The sequence below is a fragment of the Stenotrophomonas sp. CCNWLW57 genome (assembly GCF_037203925.1).
Lineage (GTDB): Bacteria > Pseudomonadota > Gammaproteobacteria > Xanthomonadales > Xanthomonadaceae > Stenotrophomonas > Stenotrophomonas rhizophila_A.
On record NZ_JBBCBJ010000004.1, the window covers coordinates 83,090 to 95,121 of the forward strand.

Genomic DNA, 12,032 nt, shown 5'->3' on the forward strand with positions numbered 1-12,032 from the left:
CCTCCGACATGACCCAGCCCACCGCGCCGGATCTCGATCACCTGCTTAACCGTCACTTCAGCGGCAAGGTGGTGCGCAAGGATCTGACCAAGCTGATAAAAGAAGGTGCAAACGTGCCGGTCTACGTGCTGGAGTACCTGCTCGGCATGTACTGCGCCTCGGATGACGAAGCGACCATTCAGGCTGGCCTGACCACGGTTAAACGCATCCTCGCCGATAACTATGTGCGGCCGGACGAGGCGGAGAAGGTCAAATCGAAGATCCGCGAAAGCGGTACTTACAAGGTCATCGACAAGCTGGCCGTCAAGCTCAACGAGAGGCGCGACCAGTACGAGGCGTTGATGTCTAATCTTGGCGTGAAGAACGTCGAGATCTCCGATGCCTTCGTGCGTCAGTACGAGAAGCTATTGGCCGGCGGCATCTGGTGCATCGTGACGCTGCGCTACGTTTACGAGGAGGGCCAGAAGAGCTCGCCCTTCATCGTCGAAGATTTGAAGCCGATCCAGATGCCTAACATGGACATGCAGGCCTTGTTCGAAGGGCGCCATGCGTTCACCGATGAGCAGTGGATCGACGTGCTATTGCGCTCCACCGGCATGGAACCCACTGTCTTCGAGAAGCGCGCGAAGTGGCACCTGCTGGCGCGCATGATTCCGCTGGTTGAAAACAACTACAACTATTGCGAGCTGGGGCCGCGCAACACCGGCAAGAGCCACATCTACAAGGAAATCAGCCCCAACAGCATTCTCGTGTCTGGTGGGCAGACCACCGTGGCGAATCTGTTTTACAACATGAGTGCGCGCAAGGTCGGCTTGGTTGGCCTGTGGGACGTGGTCGCCTTCGACGAAGTGGCCGGTATCACTTTCAAGGATCACGACGGTGTCCAGATCATGAAGGACTACATGGCCTCCGGATCCTTCAGCCGGGGCCGCGAATCCATCAACGCTAATGCCTCAATGGTGTTCATCGGCAACATCAACCAGAGCGTCGAATCACTGGTGAAGACCTCACACCTGCTGGCACCGTTTCCAGAAGTCATGATCGACGCAGCGTTCTTTGACCGATTCCATGCCTATGTACCAGGCTGGGAGATCCCGAAAATGCGTCCGGAGTTCTTCACCAACCAGTTCGGGTTGATCGTGGACTACCTGGCTGAGTATCTGCGCGAGATGCGCAAGTACAGCTTCTCCGATGCTATCGACAAGCACTTCAAGCTTGGCAACAACCTTAACCAGAGAGATGTTATCGCGGTGCGCCGCACGACCTCAGGGCTGCTGAAGCTGCTGAGCCCGCATGGCGAGTACGACAAAGAGCAGGTGCGGCAATGCCTTGAGTATGCCTTGGAGACGCGTCGCCGGGTCAAGGAACAGCTCAAGAAGATCGGCGGCATGGAGTTCTACGACGTCCACTTCTCGTACATCGACCTCGAGAATAGTGACGAGCGCTTCATCAACGTGCCGGAGCAGGCCGGTGGTGGGCTGATCCCCGAAGGCCGGATGGCACCCGGTACGCTTTACACCATCGCGATGGGCCCAGGCAGCATGCCGGGCGTCTACCGCCTGGAGATCCAGGCCATGGCAGGTAACGGTAAGCTCTCCACTTCGGGTTCCGGTTCGCGTGAGTCAGTGCGAATCGCCTTCGACTACTTTAAGGCAAACGCCAATCGCGTCAGTGCCGGAATCAAGACGGCGGTGCAGGACTTCCACCTCCATCTCGTCGAACTCCAGCACAGCGGCAGTCCGGAGACGCTCACGCTATCAAGCTTTGTTGCATTGTGCTCCGCTGCTCTAGGTCGTCCGATACAGAGCCAGATGGTCGTGATGGGCGATATGTCACTCGGCGGGACTACTGCGCCAGCCCGAAACCTCGCCGAATCCCTGCAGGTCGCCTTCGACGCCGGCGCTAAAAGGATCCTCTTGCCCATGTGCAGCGTCAATGACATCCCGTCGGTGCCGGGCGAGCTATTCGCTAAGTTTCAGACGAGCTTTTATTCGGATCCAGTGGATGCTGTTTTCAAGGCCTTAGGAGTGGATTGAGTCCTTTCCGAGTCGTTTGTGATTCAGGACGGAGGCGGCGCAGAGGATTAAACAAGTGAGCTCAAGGATTTGCTTGCATTCCAATATATAGGTCTGTGACACCAGTATTCACGCTCGTAGCGATTATTTGAGGGGCTTGCGGGCCTATGGCCGGACCCATGAAGAACCGATGATTCATTCAGTTTTTAAAGATTGCAAGGAGTTGGTAGTGTGGTGATGCCGCGCGTCGTAGTGCCACCCCTAGACGAATTGCATGCTCTCCGCCAGCCTCTTACGGCCGGCGAGCGTCGAGTGCTCAATTGGTTTCTGGAGACTCTGCCGTCCGGTTGGGAGATCTATGTCCAGCCTCACCTCAACGGCCTTCGGCCAGATTTTGTCTTGATGCACCCGGAGAACGGCGTCGCGGTGTACGAGGTCAAGGACTGGTCGTTCCGTGGCGTTGACTACTACATAAAAGAGGGCGCTGCGGGTCCCAAGCTCATGGGCCGGCGGAACGGAAGAGATTTTTCCTTGGCTCATCAGGATCCGGTCGCCAAGATTGATCTTTACAAACAAGAGTTGTACGGTCTTTATATTCCGAGCTTGCCGAACAGGACGGGCTTCGGCTCCATTGTTGCCGGGATCATCTTTACCGAGGCTTCAACGAAGGTCGTTGAGAGTTTGCTAAGGCCGCTGCGCGAGGCGCGAAGTCATGATCAGCATCTGTCGCTCTACCCGCTTATAGGGGCTGATCTTATCGGTAGTGGCGACAAGAGCACACTTCGCCAACTTCTGAGCTCGGTATACAAGCACGACAGTCGGATGACAGTCCGCGCGGCCGCTGAGCTCCGACACTGGCTGGTGGAACCCTCTTTTTCGTCCGAGCAGCGCGTGCCATTGAGCAAGCTGATGACTCAGAGACAACAATCTCTAGCGCTAAACGAGGGTGGCGCGCGGTTCCGACGTATAAAGGGGCCGGCCGGCAGCGGCAAGTCGCTAGTCCTTGCCGGGCGTGCTGCGGAACTGGCGAAGGCGGGAAAGAAGGTCCTGATCATTACCTTCAATATTACGCTTATAAACTATCTGCTTGATTTGACAGTGCGCTATGCACAATCAGGTTCAGTTCGGGCTCAAGTTGTGGCGCTCAATTTTCATCATTGGTGCAGGCGAGTCGCCTATGTGAGCGGACGGAAGGACGACTATGACGCAATCTGGGCTGAATCGGAGGAGGGTGGGGGTGGTGAATATGTCCTTAGAAATGAATTGCCTGCTGCTGCAGCGGTTTGGGCTGCTGCACTGGGTGAAGAAGAACGTTGGGACGCGGTACTCGTTGACGAGGGGCAGGACCTGCTTCCTAGCTGGTGGACGGCGATTCGCGCCGCACTGCCATTAGATGGCAGCGGTGAAGCTATGCTGGTCGCAGACGCACATCAGAATATCTATGGTGTTCCTCCGTGGACAGAGACTCAGATGGCTGGTGCGGGCTTCCGAGGCCGCTGGGTGACGCTGGAACACACCTACCGGATGTCACCTTCTCTTTCTCGACTTGCGCGGACCTTTGTTGATCGATTTCTCCCGGGCGTGGATGACCATAGACCGTTGTCGCCGATTGGCGAACTGGAGTATCGGACAGTGCTTAGATGGCGGCAGGTTGAAGCATCTTATGCCGCGAATGAATGCGTGGCCGCGCTGCTAAGCATCCTCGAATCATCGGCACATGCACCTCTCGCAGTTGCTGATTTGGTATGCGTAGTGGACAGAGATGCGATCGGACTCGAAGTCGTCCGCCTCCTTCAGGCGAGGCGTATCAATGCGATCCACACCTTTGGCGGGGGTGGCGACAAGCGTGAACGTCATGAGCAGAGCAGACGTAGAAAGCTTGCCTTTTATAAGGGGGACGCTCGCATAAAGGTAACCACCATTCAAAGTTTTAAGGGGTGGGAAAGTCGCGCTCTAGTAGTGCAAATATCGACCGCGGGCTCTCCTGAATCACTTGCTCTCGCATATGCAGCGATCACGCGGTTAAAGAGGGATGACCACGGGTGCTATATGACGGTGGTGTGTTCCGCTCCCGAGCTGCGTGATTTTGGCTCACTGTGGGTTGGAGCCTGAGTCTCCAGGTCGACGAGGGCGTCGCGAATCAGGCGCCATTTTTCAAAGGGTCTGTCCTTGAGGGTGCTAGTGCTTGTGTTACTTGGAATTCCACTGTCTTGGAGCCATTCGCCACTCGATTAAGCAGCGGGGTTGGGCGCGGGGTGGGGGAGGGCGTCGGTATTCGTTGACGACACCCGGCAACGCCACCCAAGGACGGTATTCGCAATACTGAATGCAAGGTAACTAACGCAAGGCGCGCGTCTATAGCTAAACTTGTTGAACTCTAGAAAACGGCCAGCCCCTATGACCGCAGAAATTCAGGTTCCCGTCTCCTTCGGCGAGCTGCTCGACAAGATCTCGATCCTGCAGATCAAGTCCGAGCGGATCGGCGATCCGGCCAAGCTGGCCAACATCCGTACCGAGCTGAGCGCGCTGGAGAAAACTTGGATGGGGCACCCTGCCGGAGTCAAGGACATCGTCAAGCTGCGCGCCGAACTCAAGGAGATCAACGAGCAGCTCTGGGAGATCGAAGACAACGTCCGCCTGAAGGACAAGGCCAAAGCCTTCGACGACGAGTTCATCGCCCTGGCTCGCAGCGTTTACCAGAAGAACGATCAGCGCGCGCGGATCAAGAAGGACATCAACCTGGCGCTCGGCTCGGTGTACGTCGAAGAGAAGTCATACAAGGACTACACCGGCCGCGGCTGAGCGCGCGACGCGCGAGCGGCGGTACCGGTATTGCCGACCGGTATTGCCGACTGTCAGTCGGCTGGTCGGGGCAAGCAGCCGACTAACAGTCGGCACTACCTTCGCTACTACGCTATCGCAGCGGTGCTCGTGCCTGATCGGCCACGTAGTGTTCGAAGGCGGTAATGCCGTCGTCGACCGTGATCAGCTGCATCACGTCATCGAACTCGACCTTGGTGCCCCATTTGAGTTCGCTGGCCGGCTTGCCCAGGAACTTCCGCGCCGCGTCGTCATAGCGGTCCACGCAGTAGCGGCGGTCCGAATAGGGGCCACTGCGGTGCGGGTTGCTGGCCGCGTGCAGGCCCAGCACCTTGGTGCCCATCGCGTTGGCGATGTGCATCGGGCCCGAATCCGGGGTCATCACCAGCGCCGCGCGGGCCAGCAGGGCCGGCAGCTGCTTGAGGGTGTCTTTGCCCACCAGGTCCAGCGCCGGGGTGGTGAGCTGGACCTGGATGGCGTCGGCCATGCCGCGCTCCAGTTCGCTGCGGCCGCCGCACAGCACTACCCGCCAGCCGCGTGCAACCGCATGGTTGGCCACTGCCGCGTAGCGGTCGGCATACCAGTTGCGGCGTACGTGGCTGGAGCAGGGCGAGATCATCAGCACCGGCCGGCCATCGTCCTGCCATTGCGCCTGCGCCCATTCCACCGCCGCCGGCGGGATCGCCAGGTCCCAGCTGACCTCGGTCTGGCGGATCCCCAACGGTTCGCAGAAGCTGCCGATCGCATCCAGCACGTGGATGCCGGGGCGGTCGGGGATGCGTTCGTTGATGAAAAGTCCGTGCAGGTCCTTGGAACGCGCCTTGTCGTAGCCGATCCGGCGCACCGCCGGGACAAACGCCGACAGCACATTGGCGCGGAAGGCCACCTGCATCTGCAGCAGCGCCTCGAAGCGGCCGGGCGGCAGCGACGCGCGCAGGGCGCGCATGCCGGCCAGGCCGGTCTTCTTGTCGTAGGCATGGAACACCACGCCCGGCAGGCCGTCCAGCAGCTTGTGCCCGGCCTTGTCGATGATCCAGTGCAGCTCGGTCCCGGGCCGTGCCTGCTGCAGGGTGCGCACCAGCGGCACCACGTGGGTGACATCGCCCAGCGCGGACAAACGCAAAAGACACAAGGAAGAGGACGCTGATGCCATGGTGTTGTTAGACTCGAAGGAATGGTCGCATTCGACGCCACTGAAGCGCTGACGCCCTGCCGCGATGGACGCGGCATGGGTGCCATTCTGTTCGACCGCGAACGGCTGCGGCAAGCCGAGATGAGCCTGTTCTCCCCGGGCCACTGGGGCGACCGGGCGCGCCCGGTCGGCGATGGTGGACGGGGCGGGGCCTGGTTCGTCGATGCGCCGTTCGGCCATTGCGTGCTGCGCCAGTACCTGCGCGGCGGCATGGCGGCCAAGCTGAGCCACGACCAGTACCTGTGGCGGGGCGCCAACCGCACCCGCAGCTTCGCCGAGTTCCGGCTGATGCGCGCCCTGCGCGCGTTGAAGTTGCCGGTGCCGCGCCCGATCGCCGCGTTCTACATGCGCGAAGGCATGCGCTACCGCGCGGCGATCCTGATGGAACGGCTGGAAGGCGTGCGTTCGCTGGCCGACCGCGCGCTGGTGGCGGGGCGGGGCGCGCCCTGGGAAGAGACCGGCCGGCTGATCGCGCGTTTCCACCGCGCCGGGCTGGACCATGCCGATCTCAACGCGCACAACATCCTGTTTGATGCCAACGGCCACGGCTGGTTGATCGATTTCGACCGTGGCGTGCAGCGCATCCCGGCCACCGCCTGGCGCGAACGCAACCTCAAGCGCCTGCACCGTTCGCTGGTGAAGCTGCGCGGCGAGCGCAGTCACGACGAGGTCGAGAAGGACTTCGCGCGCCTGCGCCGGGCCTACGACCTGGCCTGGAACCGGGGCTACTGATGGACTGGGCACTGCGCTTCATGGGGGTCGGCAACGCGTCGGCCGTGCAGCTGGGTTCGCCGATGGCGGTGATCGAGCGCGGTGGCGAGCCGTGGCTGACCATCGACTGCGGCGGCGAGGGGCTGACCGCCTTCCTCGCCCAGTACGGGCGCATGCCCGAGGCGCTGTTCGTCACCCATGTGCACCTGGACCACGTGGCCGGCTTCGAGCGGCTGTTCGTGGATGCCTACTTCTCGCCGCAGCGGCGCGGCCGCATCCGGCTGTACGTGCCCGCCACCGTGGTGCCGCTGCTGCACCGGCGCGTGGCCGATTACCCCAACGTGCTGGCCGAAGGTGGCGCCAATTTCTGGGATGCCTTCCAGCTGATCGTGGTGGGCGAGGCGTTCTGGCATGACGGCGTGCGCCTGGAAGTATTCCCGGTCCGCCACCACTGGCCCGAAACCGCCTACGGCCTGCGCCTGCAGGGCGCGCTGGTGTGGAGCGGCGACACCCGCCCGATTCCGGAAATGCTGGCGCGCTACGCCGGCGACAACGAACTGATCGCGCACGACTGCGGCCTGCACGGCAACCCGTCGCACACCGGCGTGGACGATCTCGAACGCGAGTACAGCGCCGAACTGCAGGCGCGGATGATGCTCTACCACTATGCGAGCGAGGCCGACGGCGAAGCGCTGCGCCAGCGGGGGCATCGGGTCGCAATGCCGGGCGAGTGCGTGGCGTTGGCCGAGCCAACGGCTCCCAGGCCCACGGCCTGATCACCCAGACGTGGAATGGACAGCCCAAACGGGTGACGGCCCCGCCGGCTGACCTCGGCGCCCGCGTCGATCGATACCGTTGCTGCCTTCCGGCCCTGGCGGGATTTTCGACCTAGCGTCGCGAGGGGCCGACGGGGCCGCCATAGAGACGTTGCACCGAAGTGCAGTCACCCAGTATAGCGCGGCGCAGCCAAGCGCGGAAGATCCGCAAGTGCGGTAGATCCGACTGTTAGTCGGATTCGGCACTTGGCGCAGAACCTCCCGAGTAGCGACACGCCGCGCGTGCCCCCGACCCACCCTGACCACCTAGTAACCCCCAACACGCCTTAGACGCCCATCCTGTGCCCCATCCCCTAGAATCGCCCTCACCGTAGAGCGCGACTCTGCCCCGCTGTACGCACCCCAGGAGGAACGGCCTCCCCCCATACCGGGCAACAATGACCAGGACGACCTGGCCCCATAAGGAGGGCCACATGGCCTGGATATATCTACTCGTAGCCGGTGTTCTGGAAATCGTCTGGGCGTTCTCGATGAAGCAATCCGAGGGCTTCACCCGGCTCACCCCGTCGCTCATCACCTTCGCCGCCATGGCCGCCAGTTTCTGGCTGCTCGCCCTGGCCATGCGCACGCTGCCGCTGGGCACCGCCTACACGATCTGGACCGGCATTGGCGCGGTCGGTGCGTTCATCGTCGGCATCGTGTTCCTGGGCGAACAGGTGAGCGCGATGCGGATTGGCGCCGCCGTGCTGATCGTGAGCGGGCTGGTGCTGATGAAGGTGTCGAGCGCGTAAGGGCAGGGAAGAATGTCGCCCTTCGGGCGGCGTCTTTGTCCGGCGGGTTGGTCGAACACGGCGGAATGGTGGCGGATTCACTGCCGGGGATTGCGGGGCCCATCCATGGGCCCCGCCCCAACGCGCGCTCGGCGCGCGTTGGGGCCAGCCATTCGGCTGTCCGGATTCGCTCCGGGCGAATCCGTCGAACCCCCGTCCGCGTGTCTCGTCCACCGACTCTCCGCCGGGCAAACGCAAAAGGCCGCCCATTGGGCGGCCTTTTGCGTTTGTCTGGCGGAGAGAGGGGGATTCGAACCCCCGAAGCGCGGTTTAGACGCTTACACACTTTCCAGGCGTGCTCCTTCAACCACTCGGACACCTCTCCGGACCTGCTGCATTGACGCTGCAGGGGCGCAGATTCTAGCCGGGGAATGCGATTGGCACAAGCACCACGATCACCCGGCTGGGGGGCTGGACAGGCGTGGCACAATGGACGTCCCGATGAAGACGGTGGCCTGATGTCCTATCTCGTCCTTGCCCGCAAGTGGCGTCCGAAGCGTTTTGCCGAGCTGGTAGGCCAGGAACACGTGGTCCGTGCGCTCAGCAATGCGCTGGACAGCGGCCGGGTGCACCATGCATTCCTGTTTACCGGCACCCGAGGGGTCGGCAAGACCACCATCGCGCGCATTTTCGCCAAATCGCTGAATTGTGAGCAGGGCACCAGCGCCGATCCCTGTGGCCAGTGCCCGGCCTGCCTGGATATCGATTCCGGGCGCTATATCGACCTGCTGGAGATCGATGCCGCGTCCAACACCGGCGTGGATGATGTCCGCGAGGTGATCGAGAACGCCCAGTACATGCCCTCGCGCGGCAAGTACAAGGTCTACCTGATCGACGAAGTGCACATGCTGTCCAAGGCGGCGTTCAATGCGCTGCTGAAGACGCTGGAAGAACCGCCGGAACACGTGAAGTTCCTGCTGGCCACCACCGACCCGCAGAAGCTGCCGGTCACGGTGCTGTCGCGCTGCCTGCAGTTCAACCTCAAGCGGCTTGACGAGGACCAGATCCAGGGCCAGATGACCCGCATCCTGGCCGCCGAAGAAATCGAATCGGACCCGACTGCGATCGTGCAGCTGGCCAAGGCCGCCGACGGCAGCCTGCGTGATGGCCTGTCGCTGCTCGACCAGGCTATCGCCTATGCCGGTGGCGCGCTCCGCGAAGACGTGGTGCGCACCATGCTGGGCACCGTGGACCGCACCCAGGTGGCGGCCATGCTCGAGGCCCTTGCCGACGGCGATGGCGTGCGCCTGCTGCAGGTAGTGGCCGCGCTGGCCGAATTCTCGCCCGACTGGAGCGGCGTGCTGGAAGCGCTGGCCGAAGCCCTGCACCGCATCCAGGTGCAGCAGCTGGTGCCCGGCGCCCAGGCCGACGGCGACGGCATCGATGCCGCCGCCTTCGCCCAGCGCCTGCGCCCGGAAGTGGTGCAGCTCTGGTACCAGATGGCACTCAGTGGCCGCCGCGACCTGCACCTGGCGCCCAGCCCGCGCGCCGGCTTCGAAATGGCCGTGCTGCGCATGTTGGCGTTCCGCCCGGCCGCTGCGGTGCCGCCGGTGCCGCGTGACCCGGGCACCGGGACCGAGGTGGGAAGCGGTTCGCGCGGTGCCGCGCAGGGTGGCATGGCCGCCGCGCCGGCCGCCATGGCCGCGCCCGTCGCCGCGCCTGTGGCCGCTTCGGCACCGGCGGCCCCTGCGGCGCCCTTGGTCGCCCCGGCCGCGCCGAAACCGACACCCGCGCCGGTAGCGGAACCCGCCGCCGACGACGATCTGCCGCCGTGGCACCAGGCCGGCAGCGACGAGCGCGATGAAGCGTTGGCGGTGGAGCTGGCCAGCCCCGACGCCGCCATGGCCGCGCCGTGGGAAGCCCCGCCGGTACGCGCGCCCGCGCCCGTACAGGCGGTGGCACCCGCGCCGCGCCCGCAGGGCATCGCCATCAGCCCGTCGCCTGCGGCCGGCAATGCCGGCCCGGTCGCGCTGGCCTCGGCTGAAACCTGGCTGGAACTGGTTGCCCAGAGCCAGCTGAATGGTCCGTCGCGGCAGCTGGCCGCGCATGCGGCCTTCATCGGGTTCCAGCACGGCGTCTTGAAACTGGCCGTATCGCCCGGATTTGAGTACCTGTGTTCGGACCGTTCGCTGGCGGCCCTGACCGAGGCCCTGTCGGGCCCGCTCGGGATGACCCCGAAGATCGTGATCGAACATGGCAACGCCGAGGCCGAAACGCTGCACCAGCGTTCCGACCGCCAGCGTGGCGAACGACAGCAGGCGGCCGAAACCGCCTTCATGGCCGACCCGTCGGTGCAGCTGCTGATCCAGCAGCATGGCGCCCGGGTCGTGACCGATTCCATCCGTCCTTTTGATGAGTAACACGACATGCGCGGCAACATCGCCCAACTGATGCAGCAGGCCCAGAAGATGCAGGAAAACCTGCAGAAGGCCCAGGAAGAACTCGCCAAGCTGGAAGTCACCGGCACTGCCGGCGGCGGCATGGTCAGCGTGACCCTGACCGGCGCCAAGGAGTGCCGCAAGGTGCGCATCGATCCGTCGATCCTGTCCGATGCGGAAATGACCGAAGACCTGGTCGCGGCCGCCTTCAACGACGCCTCGAACAAGATCGATGCCGAATCCAAGAACCGCATGGGCTCGGCCACGGCCGGAATGCAGCTGCCGCCCGGCATGAAGCTGCCGTTCTAAGCGTGAGCCTGCCCCTGCTCGAACAGCTGATCGAGGCCTTCCGGGTACTGCCCGGGGTGGGTCAGAAGACCGCCCAGCGCATGGCCTACCACGTGCTGGAGCGCGAGCGCGAGGGCGGCAAAAAGCTGGCCGAGGTCCTGGCCAAGGCGATCGAACGCATCGGCCATTGCGCGCAGTGCCGCGATTTCAGCGAAACCGAGATCTGCGCGGTGTGCGCCAATGGCAGCCGCGAACGCCAGCAGCTGTGTGCGGTGGAATCGCCGGCCGACCGGCTGGCGATTGAAACCGCCACCGGGTTCCGCGGCGTGTACTTCGTGCTGCAGGGGCGGCTGTCGCCGCTGGACGGCGTCGGCCCGCGCGAACTCGGCCTGGATCAGCTGGAAGCACGGCTGGGGCAGGGCGAGGTGCAGGAGCTGATCATCGCCACCAGCGCCACCGTCGAAGGCGAGGCCACCGCGCATTACCTGGCGCAGCTGGCGCGCGCCCACAAGGTGCGGCCCAGCCGGCTGGCGCAGGGCCTGCCGCTGGGTGGCGAGCTGGAATACGTGGACCGCGGCACGCTCTCGCACGCGTTCGGCACCCGTACCGAAGCAACCTGACCACCGGCGTTGCCGGCAACCTTCAAGGTGACCCCATGTCTGAAGACACCCTGTTCGGAAAGATCATCCGCCGCGAAATTCCGGCGACCATCGTCTACGAAGATGACGAGGTGCTGGCGTTCAAGGACATCGCGCCACAGGCGCCGGTGCACGTGCTGTTCATTCCCAAGAACGAAGCCATTCCCACGCTGGATGACGTGCAGCCCTCGCAGGCGCACCTGATCGGCAAGCTGGCGCTGGCGGCGGCAGAGTACGCACGCCGCGAGGGCTTCGCGCAGGATGGCTACCGCATCGTCATGAACTGCCGCGAGCACGCAGGGCAGACGGTGTTCCATATCCATCTGCACCTGTTGGCCGGCGCGCCGTTGGGGCACTTCGGTACGCCGAGTGCATGAAAAAAAA

General features: G+C 63.5%; 11 protein-coding genes, 1 tRNA gene and 1 other RNA gene. 10 read left to right on the plus strand and 3 right to left on the minus strand.

Annotated elements, in window-relative coordinates:
• The first annotated feature begins 8 nt into the window (after nt 1-8).
• The 3 genes from brxL (at nt 9) to V9K91_RS10755 (ending at nt 4,817) form a co-directional block, all read left to right on the plus strand.
• The gene (brxL, locus tag V9K91_RS10745) at nt 9-2,036 is read left to right on the plus strand and encodes a protease Lon-related BREX system protein BrxL (protein WP_336442911.1); all 2,028 of its coding nucleotides are present in this window, start codon (nt 9-11) and stop codon (nt 2,034-2,036) included.
• Nucleotides 2,037-2,252: 216 nt separating this feature from the next.
• Nucleotides 2,253-4,127 (plus strand): NERD domain-containing protein, encoded by a 1,875-nt coding sequence (locus V9K91_RS10750; RefSeq protein WP_336442910.1) that lies wholly within the window; start codon nt 2,253-2,255, stop codon nt 4,125-4,127.
• Nucleotides 4,128-4,412: 285 nt separating this feature from the next.
• Nucleotides 4,413-4,817 (plus strand): DUF6165 family protein, encoded by a 405-nt coding sequence (locus tag V9K91_RS10755; RefSeq protein ID WP_336442909.1) that lies wholly within the window; start codon nt 4,413-4,415, stop codon nt 4,815-4,817.
• Nucleotides 4,818-4,929: 112 nt separating this feature from the next.
• Here the strand turns inward: V9K91_RS10755 and V9K91_RS10760 are convergent, their stop codons facing one another.
• Nucleotides 4,930-5,988 carry a glycosyltransferase family 9 protein gene (locus tag V9K91_RS10760; RefSeq protein WP_336442908.1) on the minus strand — a complete coding sequence of 353 codons (1,059 nt, stop codon included), beginning with the start codon at nt 5,986-5,988 and terminating at the stop codon, nt 4,930-4,932.
• Nucleotides 5,989-6,009: 21 nt separating this feature from the next.
• Here V9K91_RS10760 and V9K91_RS10765 point away from each other — a divergent pair, with 21 nt between their 5' ends.
• A complete protein-coding gene (locus V9K91_RS10765; protein ID WP_068849604.1) occupies nt 6,010-6,759 on the plus strand; it encodes a 3-deoxy-D-manno-octulosonic acid kinase in 750 nt (249 codons plus the stop codon).
• Entirely contained in the window at nt 6,759-7,514 is a 756-nt protein-coding gene (locus tag V9K91_RS10770) for an MBL fold metallo-hydrolase (protein ID WP_068849606.1), read from the plus strand. The genes V9K91_RS10765 and V9K91_RS10770 overlap by 1 nt, the downstream gene beginning before the upstream one ends.
• A gap of 38 nt (nt 7,515-7,552) precedes the next feature.
• Here the strand turns inward: V9K91_RS10770 and ffs are convergent.
• Nucleotides 7,553-7,649: signal recognition particle sRNA small type (gene ffs / locus V9K91_RS10775), an RNA gene on the minus strand.
• A 338-nt stretch (nt 7,650-7,987) separates the two neighbouring features.
• On the opposite strand from ffs, the gene sugE reads away from it, so the two are divergent.
• Nucleotides 7,988-8,305, plus strand: a complete 318-nt coding sequence (sugE, locus tag V9K91_RS10780) for a quaternary ammonium compound efflux SMR transporter SugE (protein WP_095363676.1) — start codon at nt 7,988-7,990, stop codon at nt 8,303-8,305.
• Between the two features lie 271 nt (nt 8,306-8,576).
• On the opposite strand, the gene V9K91_RS10785 is transcribed toward sugE, so the two are convergent.
• Nucleotides 8,577-8,669: transfer RNA gene (locus tag V9K91_RS10785), tRNA-Ser, on the minus strand.
• A 133-nt stretch (nt 8,670-8,802) separates the two neighbouring features.
• Between V9K91_RS10785 and dnaX the strand changes: the two genes are divergently transcribed.
• From dnaX to V9K91_RS10805, 4 genes are read left to right on the plus strand one after another with little or no spacing between them, the layout of a single operon-like run.
• Entirely contained in the window at nt 8,803-10,704 is a 1,902-nt protein-coding gene (dnaX, locus tag V9K91_RS10790; RefSeq protein ID WP_336442907.1) for a DNA polymerase III subunit gamma/tau, read from the plus strand.
• 6 nt (nt 10,705-10,710) lie between these two features.
• On the plus strand, nt 10,711-11,031 hold the full coding sequence (locus V9K91_RS10795; protein ID WP_068849611.1) for a YbaB/EbfC family nucleoid-associated protein: 321 nt from the start codon (nt 10,711-10,713) through the stop codon (nt 11,029-11,031).
• A gap of 2 nt (nt 11,032-11,033) precedes the next feature.
• Nucleotides 11,034-11,630, plus strand: a complete 597-nt coding sequence (gene recR / locus V9K91_RS10800) for a recombination mediator RecR (RefSeq protein WP_093533261.1) — start codon at nt 11,034-11,036, stop codon at nt 11,628-11,630.
• Between the two features lie 35 nt (nt 11,631-11,665).
• Nucleotides 11,666-12,025 carry a histidine triad nucleotide-binding protein gene (locus tag V9K91_RS10805; protein WP_068849615.1) on the plus strand — a complete coding sequence of 120 codons (360 nt, stop codon included), beginning with the start codon at nt 11,666-11,668 and terminating at the stop codon, nt 12,023-12,025.
• The last annotated feature ends 7 nt before the right edge of the window (nt 12,026-12,032 follow it).